Source organism: Streptomyces sp. NPDC051963, from assembly GCF_044593495.1.
GTDB lineage: Bacteria > Actinomycetota > Actinomycetes > Streptomycetales > Streptomycetaceae > Streptomyces.
Genome location: NZ_JBIUCC010000007.1, coordinates 214,039 through 230,207 on the forward strand (window position 1 = coordinate 214,039; position 16,169 = coordinate 230,207).

General features: G+C 70.2%; 17 protein-coding genes and 1 pseudogene. 12 read left to right on the top strand and 6 right to left on the bottom strand.

The features are described 5' to 3' along the window. Nucleotides 1-23 precede the first annotated feature (23 nt). A complete protein-coding gene (locus ACIHFB_RS28995) occupies nt 24-1,619 on the top strand; it encodes a Na+/H+ antiporter (RefSeq protein WP_365283954.1) in 1,596 nt (531 codons plus the stop codon). Nucleotides 1,620-1,644: 25 nt separating this feature from the next. Here ACIHFB_RS28995 and ACIHFB_RS29000 read toward each other — a convergent pair whose 3' ends face one another. Together ACIHFB_RS29000 and ACIHFB_RS29005 are read right to left on the bottom strand one after the other, a co-directional pair. Next, entirely contained in the window at nt 1,645-2,553 is a 909-nt protein-coding gene (locus tag ACIHFB_RS29000) for a 1-aminocyclopropane-1-carboxylate deaminase/D-cysteine desulfhydrase (RefSeq protein WP_400128460.1), read from the bottom strand. A gap of 97 nt (nt 2,554-2,650) precedes the next feature. Continuing rightward, nucleotides 2,651-3,241, bottom strand: coding sequence for an N-acetylmuramoyl-L-alanine amidase (locus tag ACIHFB_RS29005; RefSeq protein ID WP_365283950.1), 591 nt, complete (start codon nt 3,239-3,241; stop codon nt 2,651-2,653). Nucleotides 3,242-3,453: 212 nt separating this feature from the next. On the opposite strand from ACIHFB_RS29005, the gene ACIHFB_RS29010 reads away from it, so the two are divergent. The 3 genes from ACIHFB_RS29010 (at nt 3,454) to ACIHFB_RS29020 (ending at nt 7,068) form a co-directional block, all read left to right on the top strand. Then, nucleotides 3,454-4,857 carry a family 2B encapsulin nanocompartment shell protein gene (locus ACIHFB_RS29010; RefSeq protein ID WP_365283948.1) on the top strand — a complete coding sequence of 468 codons (1,404 nt, stop codon included), beginning with the start codon at nt 3,454-3,456 and terminating at the stop codon, nt 4,855-4,857. A 123-nt stretch (nt 4,858-4,980) separates the two neighbouring features. After that, nucleotides 4,981-6,108, top strand: a complete 1,128-nt coding sequence (locus tag ACIHFB_RS29015) for a family 2 encapsulin nanocompartment cargo protein polyprenyl transferase (protein ID WP_400128463.1) — start codon at nt 4,981-4,983, stop codon at nt 6,106-6,108. A gap of 339 nt (nt 6,109-6,447) precedes the next feature. Further along, a complete protein-coding gene (locus tag ACIHFB_RS29020; RefSeq protein ID WP_400128465.1) occupies nt 6,448-7,068 on the top strand; it encodes a GNAT family N-acetyltransferase in 621 nt (206 codons plus the stop codon). Nucleotides 7,069-7,197: 129 nt separating this feature from the next. Here the strand turns inward: ACIHFB_RS29020 and ACIHFB_RS29025 are convergent. Then, nucleotides 7,198-7,543, bottom strand: a pseudogene (locus tag ACIHFB_RS29025) (hypothetical protein). Between the two features lie 112 nt (nt 7,544-7,655). On the opposite strand from ACIHFB_RS29025, the gene ACIHFB_RS29030 reads away from it, so the two are divergent. The 4 genes from ACIHFB_RS29030 to ACIHFB_RS29045 all read left to right on the top strand — a co-directional run bounded on the left by ACIHFB_RS29030 (nt 7,656) and on the right by ACIHFB_RS29045 (nt 10,519). Continuing rightward, the gene (locus tag ACIHFB_RS29030; protein ID WP_400128467.1) at nt 7,656-8,240 is read left to right on the top strand and encodes a dihydrofolate reductase family protein; all 585 of its coding nucleotides are present in this window, start codon (nt 7,656-7,658) and stop codon (nt 8,238-8,240) included. A 321-nt stretch (nt 8,241-8,561) separates the two neighbouring features. After that, the gene (locus ACIHFB_RS29035) at nt 8,562-8,978 is read left to right on the top strand and encodes a YciI family protein (RefSeq protein WP_365283937.1); all 417 of its coding nucleotides are present in this window, start codon (nt 8,562-8,564) and stop codon (nt 8,976-8,978) included. 2 nt (nt 8,979-8,980) lie between these two features. After that, nucleotides 8,981-10,186: an RNA polymerase sigma factor gene (locus ACIHFB_RS29040; RefSeq protein WP_400128470.1), complete on the top strand. Its 1,206-nt coding sequence runs from the start codon at nt 8,981-8,983 to the stop codon at nt 10,184-10,186. Between the two features lie 9 nt (nt 10,187-10,195). Further along, complete coding sequence (locus ACIHFB_RS29045; RefSeq protein ID WP_365283933.1) at nt 10,196-10,519, top strand: DUF952 domain-containing protein; 324 nt, start codon at nt 10,196-10,198, stop codon at nt 10,517-10,519. Nucleotides 10,520-10,585: 66 nt separating this feature from the next. Here the strand turns inward: ACIHFB_RS29045 and ACIHFB_RS29050 are convergent, their stop codons facing one another. Beyond that, on the bottom strand, nt 10,586-11,326 hold the full coding sequence (locus tag ACIHFB_RS29050; protein ID WP_400128472.1) for a VOC family protein: 741 nt from the start codon (nt 11,324-11,326) through the stop codon (nt 10,586-10,588). Nucleotides 11,327-11,473: 147 nt separating this feature from the next. On the opposite strand from ACIHFB_RS29050, the gene ACIHFB_RS29055 reads away from it, so the two are divergent. From ACIHFB_RS29055 to ACIHFB_RS29070, 4 genes are all read left to right on the top strand, one after another. Further along, the gene (locus ACIHFB_RS29055; protein WP_400128474.1) at nt 11,474-12,628 is read left to right on the top strand and encodes an anion permease; all 1,155 of its coding nucleotides are present in this window, start codon (nt 11,474-11,476) and stop codon (nt 12,626-12,628) included. Nucleotides 12,629-12,647: 19 nt separating this feature from the next. Further along, complete coding sequence (locus ACIHFB_RS29060; RefSeq protein WP_400128476.1) at nt 12,648-12,881, top strand: hypothetical protein; 234 nt, start codon at nt 12,648-12,650, stop codon at nt 12,879-12,881. Nucleotides 12,882-12,916: 35 nt separating this feature from the next. Continuing rightward, the gene (gene ppk2 / locus ACIHFB_RS29065; protein ID WP_400128478.1) at nt 12,917-13,831 is read left to right on the top strand and encodes a polyphosphate kinase 2; all 915 of its coding nucleotides are present in this window, start codon (nt 12,917-12,919) and stop codon (nt 13,829-13,831) included. Nucleotides 13,832-13,916: 85 nt separating this feature from the next. Continuing rightward, nucleotides 13,917-14,570, top strand: coding sequence for a M15 family metallopeptidase (locus tag ACIHFB_RS29070; RefSeq protein WP_400128480.1), 654 nt, complete (start codon nt 13,917-13,919; stop codon nt 14,568-14,570). Between the two features lie 16 nt (nt 14,571-14,586). Here the strand turns inward: ACIHFB_RS29070 and ACIHFB_RS29075 are convergent, their stop codons facing one another. Beyond that, on the bottom strand, nt 14,587-15,567 hold the full coding sequence (locus tag ACIHFB_RS29075; RefSeq protein ID WP_400128482.1) for a dipeptidase: 981 nt from the start codon (nt 15,565-15,567) through the stop codon (nt 14,587-14,589). A 182-nt stretch (nt 15,568-15,749) separates the two neighbouring features. Then, nucleotides 15,750-16,145, bottom strand: coding sequence for a superoxide dismutase, Ni (gene sodN / locus ACIHFB_RS29080; protein WP_030790542.1), 396 nt, complete (start codon nt 16,143-16,145; stop codon nt 15,750-15,752). Nucleotides 16,146-16,169: the final 24 nt, after the last annotated feature.

A 16,169-nucleotide genomic window follows, 5' to 3' on the forward strand; every position in this document is an offset into this window, starting at 1 on the left:
GCGAAAAACGAGGGTGGGAACCGATGGACGTGATGCCACTGCTGCTGCTGGTGGCGGGCAGCGCCGTTGTCTCGGCGGCCGCCCGACGGACCCCGGTGCCTGCTCCGCTGCTGCTGGTCGCGGCCGGTCTGGCGGTCTCGTACATCCCAGGAGTGCCCGACTACACGCTGGACCCCCACATCGTCCTGCCGCTCGTCCTGCCCCCGCTGCTGCACTCGGCGGCCACCGACAGCTCGTATCTCGATCTGCGCGCGCAACTGCGGCCGGTGGCGCTGCTGTCGGTCGGGTACGTGCTCTTCGCTACGTTCGTGGTCGGCTGGGCGGCCTATGTGATCGTGCCCGACCTGCCGCTGACCGCCGCGCTGGTGCTGGGCGCGGTGGTGGCGCCGCCGGACGCCGTGGCGGCCACGGCGGTCGCGCGCCGGGTGGGGCTGCCGTCCCGCATCACCACGATCCTCCAGGGCGAGTCCCTGGTGAACGACGCCACCGCGATCACCGCCTACCGTGTCGCCCTCGCGGCCGCGGTCGGCGAGGGCGCCACCTGGGCCGGCGGGATCGCCGAGTTCGTGGTCGCGGCGGTCGGCGGTGTCGGCATCGGGCTGGTGCTGATGGTGCCGATCCACTGGCTGCGCACCCACGTCAGGGAGGCGCTGCTGCAGAACACGCTCTCCCTGATGATCCCGTTCGTCGCCTACGCGGCCGCCGAGCAGGTGCATGCCTCCGGTGTTCTCGCCGTCGTGGTCGTCGCCCTCTTCCTCGGACACCGCGCGTGGGAGGTCGACTTCGCGACCCGCCTCCAGGAGGACGCGGTCTGGAAGATGGTCGCCTTCGTCCTGGAGTCGGCGGTCTTCGCGCTGATCGGACTGCAACTGCCGGTGGTCCTCAAGGATCTCGGGGAGTACGAGGGGGCGATCGCCCTCTGGTACGCGGTCGCCGTCTTCCTCGTGGTCGTGGTCTCCCGGTTCGTGTGGGTGTATCCGGCGACCTTCCTGCCCCGACTGCTGTCCCCCCGGATCAGGGAGCGGGAGGAGAACCCGACCTGGAAGGGGCCGTTCGTCATCAGCTGGGCCGGGATGCGGGGCGTGGTCTCGCTGGCCATCGCGTTCTCGATCCCGCTGACCATGCACGGCGGCGAGCCGTTCCCCGAGCGCAACCTCATCCTGTTCCTGACCTTCACGACCGTGATCGGGACGCTGGTCTTCCAGGGCGTCACACTGCCCCCGCTGATCCGCAGGCTGAAGCTGCCCGGACGGGACCTTCAGGCCGAGACGCTGGCCGAGGCGAACGCCCAGGCGCAGGCCTCCCGGGCTGCCGAGAGCCGTCTGGACGAACTCCTCACCGACGAGCGCAACGCCCTCCCCGAGCCCCTCGCGGACCGTCTCCGATCCGTCCTGGAGCGCCGCCGCAACGCCGTCTGGGAGCGCCTCGGCGCCGTCAACCCCGTCACCGGGGAAACCGTCGACGACACCTATCGTCGGCTGTCCCGCGAGATGATCGGCGCGGAACGCGCGGTGTTCGTCAGACTGCGCGACCTCCGCTACATCGACGACGAGATGCTGCGGACGCTGCTGCGCAGGCTGGACCTGGAGGAGGCGGCGGCCTTCAGGGAGACGACGTAGCGGGCCTCCCGGCACGCGCGCGTGGTCAGCCGAAGGGCCGTCCGGTGACGACGGCCGCCAGTGTCGTCCCCCGCGGGAAGGCGCCCTCTTCCGCGAGGGCGACAAGGGCGTACAGCAACTTGGCGACATAGAGACGCTCGACGGGCAGACCGTGGTGGTCCTCGAAGTCCTCGGCGAACGCGTCCAGGGCGGGAGCGGTACGGGCGTAGCCGCCGAAGTGGAAGCGGTCGTCCAGGGTCCAGGTTCCGCGGGAACCGCCGAAGGCCTGGGCCTGGAGGGCCTGTATGTCGGCGGTCAGGAAACCCCCTTTGAGGACCGGAATGCCGAGAGCGCGCTGGTCGGGGGCGAGTCCGGCGGCCAGACCGGCGAGTGTGCCGCCCGTACCGCAGGCGACGGCGGCGACGTCGGCATGGCCGCGCAGTTCCTCGCCGAGCGCCTGACAGCCGCGTACGGCAAGGACGTTGCTGCCGCCCTCGGGGACGACGTACGCGTCCTCGGCGTCCGACGCACGCAGAACGGCCGCCAGGGTCTCGGGTTCGGTCTTGCGGCGGTACGTCGATCTGTCGACGAAGTGCAGTCGCATGCCGTCGGCCGCGCACCGCGCGAGGGAGGGGTTGAGGGGACGGTCGGCGAGTTCCTGGCCGCGGACCACGCCGACCGTGGGCACGCCGAGGAGGCGGCCCGCGGCGGCCGTGGCGCGCAGGTGGTTGGAGTAGGCGCCGCCGAAGGTGACGACTGTGCGGCCGGCCGCCGCGGTGAGGTTCGGCGCGAGCTTGCGCCACTTGTTGCCGACCAGCTCCGGGTGGATCAGGTCGTCGCGCTTGAGGAGCAGGCGGATGCCGTGGCGGGTGAAGCGGTCGTCCTCGACCTCCTGCACGGGTGAGGGGAGGCGGGGGTGCAGGTCGGTGAGGGCGGGCGTGTCGGGGCCGGGCACCCTGTCATTGTCGCCGCTGGGCGCTCCGCTGGAGGGACGGTTCGTTTGCCGTGCCCCTTGCCGGGCGCGGTTCTGCACCCGACCTCACCGGTCCCGCCTACTTCAGCCGGTCCCCGATGCGCCGGCGCATCGCCGCCATGGTGAAGCCCCGTGGGTCCACCTTCCCCGGCTGCCACTCCAGGTGGCCGATCACCGAGCGCTCCGTCCAGCCGTGGTGGCGGCAGATCGCGGCGGCGGCCCGCTCGATCGCCTCCAGCTGGGCCGCGGGCCAGGGGTCCTCGCCGTCGCCGAGGTTCTCGCACTCGAAGCCGTAGAAGTGGCGGTTGCCATCGGTGTTCGCCTCGTTGTCCGGCGGGAGCGCCTTCTCGGCGATCACCGCGCGCAGGACGTCGTCGTCGCCGAGGCCGGCGTGGTTGGCGCGGCCGTAGCCGACGAGGTGGACGGTGCCGTCCTTGGTGATCACGCCCTGGCACAGCGGGCCCGGCAGACCCTCGTAGCCGTTCCGGCACAGATCGACCGTGTGTGCGCTGCCCTTGGTCACCGTGTGGTGGATCATGACGCCGTGGACGGGTCCCCAGGGACCCTTGTGGTTGCGGTTGTGATGCCGCCAGTCGCCGACCTCGACGACCTTGACGCCTTCCGCTCGCAATTTCTTCAGGAAGTTGTCCGCGGACATGGGTGGGGCCATGACCGTCTCCTTCGCGCTGCGCGACGGCCGCCTGGCGCGGCCGTCTGGTGATGGCGGTGGACAGGATCCCTATCGATGCCCAACGGACCCGTGATCCATTCCCGCTCTTTCGTGTAATAGCACCAGCACGCTGCGTGATGGAAGGCTTTGCCGTGCAGATCGATGCCCGGCGCAGATCGGCGCCGGTGCATGACCGGGAGGGCAATTCTCATATGTCGGTAGGCGAAGAGGTCCGCACCGAGCAGGACAGGCCGCAGCAGAGTCTCGGCACGGCGGCCGCGCGGAACCTGGCCACCACCACCAAGTCCGCACCCCAGATGCAGGAGATCAGCTCCCGCTGGCTGCTGCGCATGCTGCCCTGGGTGAACGTCGAAGGCGGCACATATCGAGTGAACCGCCGCCTGACCTACGCCGTGGGCGACGCCCGCGTGACGTTTGTGAAGACCGGCGACCGGGTCGAGGTCATCCCCGCGGAGCTGCGTGAACTGCCCGCACTGCGGTCGTACGAGGACGAGGAGGTGCTCTCCGAGCTGGCCCAGCGGTGCCGGCAGCAGGAGTTCGCCCCCGGCCAGGTGATCGCCGAGTTCGGCAGCCCGACCGACGCGGTGTATCTGCTGGCGCACGGCAAGGTGGAGAAGGTCGGCACCGGCCCGTACGGCGACGACGCGGTCCTCGGAGTCCTCGCCGACGGCGCCCACTTCGGCGACCAGGCGCTGCTGGACCCGGACGCCATCTGGGAGTACACCGCCCGCTCGCTCACCGCCTGCACGGTGCTCGTGCTGTCCCGTCAGGACGTCGAGCAGGTCGCGGAGCGCGCCGACTCCCTGGGCGCCCACTTCGAGCAACTGCGCGCGATCCCCGAGCAGCGGACCAACAAGTACGGCGAGCAGGCGATCGACCTCTCGGCCGGCCACTCCGGCGAACCGGACATCCCGCACACGTTCGTCGACTACGAGGCCAAGCCCCGTGAGTACGAACTGAGCGTGGCCCAGACCGTCCTGCGCATCCACTCGCGCGTGGCCGACCTCTACAACAAGCCCATGAACCAGACCGAGCACCAGCTGCGGCTGACGGTCGAGGCGCTGAAGGAGCGCCAGGAGCACGAGCTCATCAACAACCGCGAGTTCGGACTGCTCAACAACTGCGAGTACGAACAGCGCATCCAGCCGCACGACGGCGTGCCGAGCCCGGACGACATGGACGAGCTGCTCAGCCGGCGCCGCGGCACCAAGCTGTTCCTCGCCCACCCGCGCGCGATCGCCGCGTTCGGCCGTGAGCTCAACAAGCGCGGACTCGTCCCCGAGACCGTCGACATGGGCGGCAACCGCATCCCCACCTGGCGCGGTGTGCCGGTCTTCCCGTGCAACAAGATCCCGGTCACCGAGGCCCGTACGACCTCGATCATCGCGATGCGTACCGGCGAGTCCGACCAGGGCGTCATCGGTCTGCACGCGACCGGGATCCCGGACGAGATCGAGCCCAGCCTGTCCGTGCGCTTCATGGGCATCAACGAACAGGCGGTCATCAACTACCTGGTGACGGCCTACTACTCCGCGGCGGTCCTCGTGCCGGATGCGCTCGGCGTTCTGGAGAACGTCGAGATCGGCCGCTGGTGACCGTCCCCGTCCGGATGCGGTGTTCCCGCCCGCGAGGGCGGGTACACCCTGGGGGTACACGCCCAGCGGCAGCGGAAGGGCCACCGTCCGCAGACTCTCCGAGGCGATCCCATGGGTGAGTTCATGACGGAGACGAAGCAACGCACCGCCGGAACAAGGCGGTTCGCCGACCCACCGGAAAGGCAGGGGCCCATCGGGAACAGGACGGACGGCGGGCCGGACCGGCTCGACGGGCACGAGGCGACGGCGATCCTGGAGCGCGCCCGGACCTCGGTCGACCCCGTACTGCGCGCCGCCGTCGAGTCCCTGCCCGGCTCCCTGCGCCGTATCGCGCGCTACCACTTCGGGTGGGAGCACGCGGACGGTACGCCGGCGGCGGGCAACGAGGGCAAGGCCATCCGTCCCGCGCTCGTCCTGACCGCGGCCACGGCGCTCGGCGGACCCGAAGCCCGGGCGGCGGCCGTCCGGGCGGCCACGGCGGTGGAGCTGGTCCACAACTTCACCTTGCTGCACGACGACGTGATGGACCGCGACACCACGCGTCGGCACCGGCCCACCGCCTGGACGGTGTTCGGCGACGCCGACGCGATCCTCGCCGGGGACGCCCTCCAGGCGCTGGCGCTGCGGCTGCTCGCCGAGGACCCGCATCCGGCGTCCGCGGCGGCAGGGGCCCGGCTGGCGGACTGCGTCATCGAACTGTGCGCCGGTCAGCACGCGGACGTGGCCCTGGAGGGGCGCGGGCCCGACGAGGTCGGCCTCGACGAGGTGCTCGACATGGCCGAGGCGAAGACGGGCGCCCTGCTCGGGTGCGCCTGTGCGCTGGGCGCGTTGTACGCGGGGGTCACGGAGGAGGACGTCGAGGCGCTGGACTCGTTCGGCCGGGAGGCCGGGCTCGCCTTCCAGTTCATCGACGACGTGATCGGCATATGGGGCGACCCCTGCACTACCGGCAAGCCGGCCGGAGCGGACCTGGCCGTCCGCAAGAAGTCGCTGCCGGTGGTCGCCGCGCTGGTCTCCGGCACCCCGGCCGCCGCCGAACTCGCCGAACTCTACGGAGCGCCGTACCAGGAGGCCGACCTGGAGCGCACGGTACTGGCCGTGGAGCGGGCGGGCGGGCGCGACTGGGCGCAGGCCCAGGCGGCCGACCGAATGGCCCACGCCATGCGGCAGCTCTCCCGCGCGGTACCGGACCCGGAGGCGGCAGGCGGCCTGCTAGTACTGGCGGAGTTCGTGACACGGCGCAGCAGTTGAGGAGGACACAGCGACGGTAGCGACGGTTTTCGTGACGAGGCGCGGCGGTTGAGGGCGCGGCGACCGCGTCCCTGCCCCGGGCGGCAGTCGACGTCATGGCGATTGTCGATGTCACAGCGACTGTCGACGTCACAGCGATCGTCGACCGAAAGACCCCGGAGCCACCGGCCCCGTGCGGCTCCTGACCCCGCACGGTCACCGGTGGCTCCGGCACGGCGGGTCCCGCGCATCCCCACGGTGCGCGGGGCCCGCCTCCTGTCGCCCAGTTCACCGGCACAGTCACCGGATAGGCTTCAACGGCCATACGATCAGGGCCGGTTGAAGGCGAAGGGGCGACACATGGGCGTGGCGATCCGGACGGCGGGCGAGGACGACCGGGAGCCGGTGGTCCGGCTCCTGGACGAGGCGTTCCAGGACGATCCGGTGAGCGGCTGGGTCTTCCCCGGCGCCGAGTACCGCCGTACGACCCATTCCAGGCTGATGGCGGCCTTCACGGACGCCGTGCTCACCGAGGGGCGGATCGACGTCACCGAGGACGGCACTGCCTGCGCGCTCTGGCTGTCCGTGCCCGCGGCGGACCCGGCCGGCGACCATGCCGATCACGCCGCCGACGAGGAACCCGCCCAGATGCGCGAGGCCGTCGACCCGGACAACGAACGCGTCGAGCTGATCGCCCGTCTGATGGCCGAGATCCACCCCGCGGACCAGGCACATGCGTACCTGTGGATGATCGGCGTGGCCCCCGGTCAGCAGGGCAGGGGCCTCGGCACCGCCCTCATCGCCGCGGCCCTCGACCGCTGTGACCGTGCGGGTCTGCCCGCCTACCTGGAGGCCAGCAACGCCCGCAGCCGGGTGCTGTACGAGCGGCTGGGCTTCGAGTTCACCGGCCGCGCGCTCACCCTCCCGGACGGCCCCACCATGTGGCCGATGTGGCGCGAACCCCGCTCGGCGCTCCGCTAGAAGTGCCGCGATCGGCCGTCGGTCGTCTGCGGGTCCGCCGTGGCCGGCCGCGCAGTTCCCCGCGCCCCTTCGGGGCGCTGCCGGACCGTGGCTGACTTCGCCGGACCCGCGCAGCCCAAGGCCCGCTGATCAGGCCTCCGGCACCACCGTCGCCACGATCCGCTCCACCAGCCCGTCGGGCACTGTGACGCCCTGGAGTACGCCGTCCAGCACCCCCGGCAGGGTCAGGTGCTCCAGGATCAGCCCGAGCATCGCGAGATACAGCACGGCGTCGCGGTGGAAATCCATGCCGTACTCGAGGTCCGCGCGCACCGATTTGGTGAACGAGGCGAGCAGTTCGGGGCGCCGGGTGGCTTCGAGGCGCATCTCCAGCAGGGCGATATACCCCATCGCGCCCGGTGAAGTAGTTGGAGGCGGTGCCCACCGGCACCCCGGCGTCGACCAGCGCGGCCCTGCGCTCCGGATTCCTGGCCAATGCGGAATCCTCTCTCCCACTTGAATCAGTATCGGAAATCCGCTTGCAACCACTACAAGTGAAGTACTATAACTGAAGTGGTTCATCCGGCACCCTACGGAAAGAGGCCGGCTTGCGAAAGCTCACCTACTTCGTCGCCTGCTCGCTCGACGGCTTCATCGGCGACCCGGCCGGCGACGCGACCACCATGCTCCGCTTCGTCGACGAGGAGTTCCTCGACTTCCTCAGGGGCGAGTACCCGGAGACGGTGTCCACCCACGGCCGTCGCGCCCTGGGCCTCGACGACCTGGAGAACAAGCGGTTCGACACGATCATCCAGGGCCGGGCCAGCTACGAGACGGCCCTGAAGGAGGGCGTCACCAGCCCCTACGCCCACCTGCGCGAATACGTTGCCTCGCGCACCCTGAAGGAGTCCCCGGACCCGCACGTGGAGATCATCGCCGACGACCTGGTCGGCAAGGTCCGCGAACTGAAGGCGGAGGACGGCGAGTTCGGCATCTATCTGTGCGGCGGATCGCAGCTCGCCGGCGAACTGCTCGACGAGATCGACGAACTCGTCATCAAGTCCTACCCGATCGTGTACGGCACGGGCATGCCGATGTTCGGGTCCGGCCTCGGAGTCACGGAGTTCGCGCTCGACGATGTGCGCACGTTCAAGAACGGCGCGCTCGTGCGGACGTACAGCAGGGAGCGCTGAGGCCCCTGCCGCTCTAGGCTTGGGGCATGGACAGCGAAAAGCACGTCTGTCCCGCCTGTGGACAGTCCGTCGAAACGGTCGTCAAGCGTCACAAGACGCTGGGCGCATGGGTTCCGAGGTGGGTACCGGGACCTTGTCACAACCCCCACTGCGCGGCATCCGTCGAGACGGGCCCCGAGCCCGCCGCGGAACCCGCGAAGACCAAGCCGAACAAGACCGCCGCAAAAAAGTCCTGAAGCCTGTGTCGAGAACCCCGGCCCGGCTCCGACGTACCCGTGAGAGCCGCCCGCCGAGGGCGGTCCGAACCGAAGGAGCGGACTGATGAAGTACCTGGTGATGGTGCAGGGCTCGCAGGCGGACTACGAGGCGATGCGGGGCAACACCTCCCCGGCGTCCCCGGCAGCCTGGAACGAGAAGGACATCCAGGCGATGTACGCCTTCATGACCTCGATCAACGACGACCTCGCCGAGAGCGGCGAAATGGTCGACGGCCAGGGCCTGGCCGAGCCCGGGAAGACCCGGCACGTCAGCCTGGACGCGGACGGCAAGCCCGTGATCACCGACGGGCCGTACGGCGAGACCAAGGAGCTGCTGGCCGGCTACTGGGTCCTGGACTGCGCGAGCCTGGAGCGGGTCACGGAGATCGCCGCGCGCATCGCCCGCTGCCCCCAGCCCGCAGGGGCGCCCGACTACCCGGTGGTGATCCGTCCCATCCTGGACGGCGCCGGGGACATCTGAGCGTGCCCGACACCATCGAGGACCTGCTGCGCCGGTGCGCGCCGCAGGTCCTCGGCGCGCTGGTCAGGCGGTACGGCCATTTCGACGCCGCCGAGGACGCCGTACAGGAGGCACTGCTCGCGGCGGCCGGGCAGTGGCCCGAGGCCGGGGTGCCCGACAACCCGCGCGGGTGGCTGATCAGGGTGGCCTCGCGGAAGCTGACCGACGCCCTGCGCAGCGAGGAGGCGCGGCGGGCGCGGGAGGAGCGGGCGGTGGCGCTCTCCTCGCGGGAGATGTCCGGCTCCGGCGAGGACCGCGCGCCGCGCGAGGACGACACGCTCTCCCTCCTCTTCCTGTGCTGCCACCCGGACCTGACCCCGCCCGCGCAGATCGCCCTCACCCTGCGCGCGGTCGGCGGTCTGACCACGGCGGAGACGGCACGCGCCCATCTGGTGCCCGAGGCGACCATGGCGCAGCGGATCAGCCGGGCCAAGCAGAAGGTGCGGGGCGTGCGCTTCGGGCGGCCGGACAACTGGCAGGAACGGCTGCCGGCCGTGCTGCACATCCTGTATCTGATCTTCAACGAGGGTTATACGGCGACGTCCGGCGGCTCCCTCCAGCGCCGCGACCTCGCCGGCGAGGCGATCCGGCTCACCCGCGAGGTCCACCGGCTGCTCCCCGACGTCGGCGAGGTCTCGGGCCTGCTCGCCCTGATGCTGCTCACCGACGCCCGCCGCGAGGCGCGCACCGGCCCGCACGGCGAACTCGTGCCGCTCGACGAACAGGACCGCGACCGCTGGGACAAGGCGGCCGTCGAGGAGGGCGTCGCACTGATCACCCGGGCGCTGTCGACGGGACCCGCGGGGCCATACCAGGTGCGCGCCGCCATCGCCGCCGTACATGACGAGGCGCCGTCGGCCGAGGCCACCGACTGGCAGGAGATCCTCGGCCTGTACGACGTGCTGGTCCGGCTGGTGCCCGGTCCCGTGGAGCGGCTCAACCGTGTCGTCGCGGTGGCCATGGTCGACGGACCCTATGCCGGTCTCGCGGAACTGGACGTGCTGGAAGGGGCGGCAGGACATCGGCAGGACGCCGTCCGCGGCCATCTGCTGGAGCGGGCCGGCAAGCCCGAAGCCGCCCGCGCCGCCTACGAGTCCGCCGCCGCCCAGACCCTGAGCCTGCCCGAGCAACGCTATTTGCACACGCGGGCAGCACAGCTCAGGCCATAGCCTCACCCCATGCCTCATATCCTCCACATCACCGAACGCACCCTCTGGGAAACCGCCCGCGCACAGGGCACGTACGAGATGTCCACCCGCGGCCGCACCCTCCAGGAAGAGGGCTTCATCCACTGCTCCACCCGCGCCCAACTCCCGCGCATCGCCGACTTCCTGTACGGCTCCTACGACGGCCCGGATGACCTGGTGGTCCTGGTCATCGACCCCGAGCGGCTCGACGTGCCCCTGAAGTACGAGGCGCCGGAGCCGGGAGGCGAGGAGTTCCCGCATGTGTACGGGCCGATCCCGGTGGGCGCCGTGGTGGACGTGGAGGTGTGGGGGTGACAGGACGCCGCAGGTCATGGCGGGCGCGGTGACGCTGACTGTGCCTGCGCCGGCTGCTCTGCTTCTTCAGGACCCGCCGGCCGGTCCGCCCGTCTCCGGGTCGCGGGCGGTCAGGCAGTACGAGCCGCCCGCCGGGTCGCGCATCACCGTCCAGTGGCGGCCCGCGGTGACGAAGGACGCGCCGAGGCGCTCGTGTTCGGCGCGGGTGGCCGGGATGTCCGCGCAGGCGAGGTCCAGGTGGGCCGCGGTGGGGCGGTTCTCGCCGAGGCGTTGCAGGAGGATACGGATCGGCAGGGCCGCGGGCGGCTTGACCACGTGGAACTCGGGGAGGGAGCCGGGCCGCGACTCCCAGTCGGCCAACAGGGCGCTCCAGAACGTGACTTCGGCGTCGTACGCGGAAGGCGCGATGTCGAGGCACACCTGGTCGAGGCGGGCCCCGCGGGTCACGGGTGGCCGTACCGACTCCCCGTGCCAGGGCACGGCGCAGAACAACTGCCCGGCGGGGGAGCGGAGCACGGCCCAGCCCTCGTGCTCGGCGGCGACGGCCGCGCCGAGAGCGAGTGCCGACTTCACGAAGCCCGGTACGTCGTCGGCCGCGAAGTCGAGATGCGCCCCGCCCTCGCCCGAGTCGACGCCCTGGACCTTCACACACGGGTCTGCCCCGTCGGGCAGCAGGGTCGCGAACTCCCCGTGCTCGCCCCGCGGATCGGACAGCCGCGTGTCCGTGACGGCCGTCCAGAATCCGGCGGCGTGGTCGAGGAGCCCGGCGGGGCGGTCGACGAAGGCGTATGTCCAGCGGAGGGTCATGGGGTGATCGTAGGCCGGGGGGTTCTGCACGGTCCGCCCCTTTGTCCGGCCGTTCGGCACGGGAATTTGCGGATGTTAAACGGGAACCAGACGGAGCTTTTGCCTCCAGTTCGCCGGTTATTGGGAAGCCCTTGCTTCCCTCGAACAATGGATCACATCACGTTCCTCGTGGCGGTCGTCATCGTCACGGCGCTGGCCTTCGACTTCACCAACGGATTCCACGACACCGCCAACGCGATGGCCACGTCCATCGCGACGGGCGCGCTCTCACCCCGTACGGCGGTGCTCGTGAGCGGTGTGCTGAACATCGTCGGTGCCTTCCTCTCCACCGAGGTGGCCAAGACGATCTCCGGTGGCATCGTGGACGACACCCTCGTCACACCCGGCATGATCTTCGCCGGGCTGGTCGGCGCGATCCTCTGGAACCTGCTGACCTGGCTGGCCGGGCTGCCCTCCAGTTCCTCGCACGCCCTGTTCGGCGGGCTGATCGGCGCGGTGTGGGTCGGTGCGGGTGAGAACGGCGTGCACTTCGACAAGGTTGTCGAGAAGGTGCTGATCCCGGCGGTGGCCTCGCCGGTCGTCGCCGGTGTCGCCGCGCTGATCGCGACGTACCTCGCCTACCGGCTCACGGCGCGGGCCCGGGAGAAGTCCGTGACCAAGGGCTTCCGGATGGGGCAGATCGCCTCCGCCTCACTCGTCTCCCTCGCGCACGGCACGAACGACGCGCAGAAGACCATGGGCGTCATCACACTGACCCTCATCTCCGCGGGCGCCCTCGGCCATGACGCCGGCCCGCCGCTGTGGGTCATCGCCTCCGCCGGTCTCGCGATCGGCCTCGGCACCTACCTCGGCGGCTGGCGGATCATCCGCACCATGGGCAAGGGCCTGACCGAGATCCAGTCGCCGCAGGGCTTCGCCGCCGAGACGGCGTCGACCACCGTCATCCTCACCTCCGCCCACCTCGGCTTCGCCCTGTCCACCACCCAGGTCGCCTCCGGCAGCATCCTCGGCGCGGGCCTGGGCAGGCGGCTTGCGGAGGTGCGCTGGGGTGTCGCGGGCCGCATGGCGGTCGCCTGGCTGATCACCCTGCCCGCGGCCGCGCTCGTCGGCGGCATCGCCGCGAGCATGGTCACGCACGGCGGGACGTTCGGCACGGTCGTGGTCGCGCTGGTCGCCGCCGCGGTCGCCGCCGGCATCTTCGTCGCCTCGCGCCGCAACCCGGTGCATGCGAGCAACGTAAACGATCACCACGAGGTCTCGATCCGCGGCGCCGAACCGGCGAACGTCGGCACGGCCGCCTGAATCAGAGGAGTTGGATTCGATGGATCTGGACTGGAGCGCCCTCGGTGAGGTCGCCGCGGTGAGCCTCGGCGTCACCGTCGCCGTCGTGGTCGTCTTCGCGCTCGGCGTACTGGGGCTCGCCCGTGTCGAGGGCACGAGGGAGACTGACGGAGGTACCCATGCGCTCGGCATCGCCCAGGCCGGGCTCTGTTTCCTCGCCTGCGCGACGGTCGTCGCGTACGGCATCTATCTGATCGTGCCGCAGTTCCACTGAAGCGCCGATTCACCGAAGCCGGGGAGGGCGACAGGATGACCACGCCACTGCTGTCAGGACTGAAGGTCGACTACAGCGACCACGACGAGCCCGTTCTGATCAAGCCGGACGGAACCCCGGTCGAGACCTGGCGGGAGAACTACCCGTACGCCGAGCGCATGGAGCGCAAGGAGTACGAGTGGCACAAGCGGCTCCAGCAGATCGAGCTGCTGAAGCTCCAGAGCTGGATCAAGGAGACCGGCCGCCGGCTCGTCATCGTCTTCGAGGGGCGGGACGCGGCCGGCAAGGGCGGCACGATCAAGCGCTTCACGGAGCACCTCAATCCGCGTGGCGCCCGGGTCGTGGCACTGGAGAAGCCCACGGAGCGCGAGCGCGGGCAGTGGTACTTCCAGCGCTACGTCGAGTATCTGCCGACCGCCGGCGAGATAGTCCTGTTCGACCGCTCCTGGTACAACCGGGCCGGCGTGGAGCGGGTGATGGGCTTCTGCTCGGACGACGAGTACCGGCGGTTCATGCGCCAGGCTCCGCTGTTCGAGCGGATGCTGGTCGATGACGGCGTCGACCTGATCAAGTTCTGGTTCTCGGTCTCGCAGAGCGAGCAGATCACCCGCTTCACCATCCGCCAGGTCGACCCCGTACGGCAGTGGAAACTCAGCCCGATGGACCTCGCCTCCCTCGACCGCTGGGACGACTACACCGCCGCCAAGGTCGCCATGTTCCGCGAGACGGACACCGAACAGGCCCCCTGGACCGTGGTGAAGTCCAACGACAAGAAGCGCGCCCGCGTCGAGGCCATGCGCAGCGTCCTGGCCCGCTTCGACTACTCCGACAAGGACGACGAAGTCGTCGGCCACCCGGACCCCCGCATCGTGGGTGCGGCGGCGAATCTGTTGGAGGCGGGGGAGGATTACACCGAGGACGTGGGGGTCATCGGGGACAGCGAGCGGTGATGCCTTCGGCCGGCGGGGGAGCGATCCTTCGCCGGCCGTGGGGCGCAGGGTCGCCATGGCGGTGGCAGTCGGTGATGATCCGTGCATGGACAAGATCGTGCTGATGTCGGATCCGATGATTGCGGCAATCCCGGTGTCCGACTGCGGCGAACCACTCGTCGACGTCCGGCTCCAGGAGTCCCTTGCCGTCGACCCCCGCAAGGCTGACCGATCAGGGGCGTTCGCGCATCTGCGAGAAGGGGTTCTGCTCCGTCTTCTCAAGGCTCAGAAACTGCTCCCGGACGCCATACGGCTGCTGTTCGTCGAGGGCTATCGGCCGCCCGCGCTGCAACGCCACTACTTCGAGCAGTACGCCGACGCCCTGCGAGCCGACCATCCAGGCTGGTCGCCGGCAGAGGTCCGCGAGGCCGCGAGCCGGTATGTGTCGCCACCGGAGATCGCGCCGCACAGCGCCGGCGCCGCCATCGACCTCACTCTGATCTCCGCCGACGGACAGGAACTCGACATGGGGACCCGGGTGAACGCCGACCCGGAGGAGAGCGACGGAGCCTGTTACACGAACGCCGGCAACATCAGCCCCGAAGCGTGGGCCAACCGGCGCGTGCTCGGCGACGCGCTGACCGCCTTGGGCCTCGTGAACTACCCCACCGAGTGGTGGCACTGGTCCTACGGCGACCGCTACTGGGCCCTTGCCACCGAAGCCGACAGCGCGCTGTACGGGCCACGGGAGCTCCGCTGAGCAGTCGTGGTGCGGACTACTGCCACACCAGCGCGGCGACGCGGCGGAAGTTCCCGCCGAGGATCGCGGTGATGGCGTCGTCGGGGTATCCCCGGGCCAGAAGGGCGTCCTCGACGGTCAGCAGGGTTTCCGGCGGCATGAAGTCGATCGGCCCCCAGCGGGTGTAGGAGTCGGGGAACAGCTGCGGGCTGCGTTCGAGCATCGCGTTGAAGTCCTCGTGGTCGAACGGGTAGTCGGTCGAGACTCCGACGTGGTCCGGGCCGACGAGGCCGACGGCGTGGTCGATGTGCCGTACGAGTGCATCGAGGCCTGCGTCGTTGGGGCCGAGGAAGATTCCGACGCCGGTGATGCCGATGACTCCGCCGGTGGCGGCGCACGCCTCCGCCTGTTCGTCGGTGATGTTGCGGGGGTGGTCCCATACCGAGCGCATGCAGGAGTGGCTGTAGATCACCGGCTGTTCGGAGACCTCGCACATGTCCAGCCCGGTACGGGCACCGCAGTGAGAGCCGTCCGCCACCATGCCGACGGCGTTCATCTCCCGTATCAGGGCCCGGCCGTAGGCGGTGAGCCCCTCGTCGGTTTCGTCCAGGCAGCCGCCGCCTGCCGCGTTGCGCTGGTTGTAGCTCGGCAGCATCGTGCGGACACCGAGGTCGTAGAAGTGGCGCACCCGGTCCAACCGCCCTTCGAGCGGACCGGAATCCTCCAGATCGAAGGCCACCGCCACGGCATCCGCACACCGAGCCGCTTCAACGTCGTCGACAGTGGCGGCGAGGCGCAGACGGCCGTCCGCGGTGATCCGCTCCCGCCAGCTCGCGATCAGACCGGTGACGTCGTCGGCACTGTGCGGGACATAGCCCACGTTCACCGAAACGAAGCTGCCACCCGGCCTGCGGTAGCGGCCCAGTTCGCCGACGTCAGCGTGTCTCTCCAGCGGCAGGCAGCAGTGCTGCTCCCACAGCAGGGGCGGGTGGCGCGGTCCTGAAAACTCGTTCGGCACGGTACGTATCGTGCCCTTGCCGCACCGACCCAAGACACCGGCCCGGTAGGGCAGTTCACCGTGAATGGCCCGGCGCGGTTGTTCATCGAAAGGGGCCCGGTCGGTGAACCGACCGGGCCCCTTTTCCATCCCCGTTGACCTGCGATGGTGCACCGATCGCCGGTCGGGGGACTGAGCGTGCGTCAGGCCTTCTTGGTCTCCCAGAAGATCTTGTCGATCTGGGCGATGTAGTCGAGGGCCTTCTGGCCGGTGGCCGGGTCGGTGGAGGCCTTGGCGGCCGAGAGGGCCTTCAGGGCGTCGTTGACCAGCTGGTGCAGCTCCGGGTACTTCTCGAAGTGCGGGGGCTTGAAGTAGTCGCTCCAGAGCACCGAGACGTGGTGCTTGGCGAGCTCGGCGCGCTGCTCCTTGATGACGGTGGCGCGGGCCTGGAAGTGCGCGTCGTCGTTGGCGGCCATCTTTTCCTGCACGGCCTTCACCGACTCCGCCTCGATGCGGGCCTGGGCCGGGTCGTACACACCGCAGGGCAGGTCGCAGTGCGCGCTGACCTTCACCTTGGGGGCAAACAGGCGGGAAAGCATGGAGCATTCCTTCCTCGTGATCGT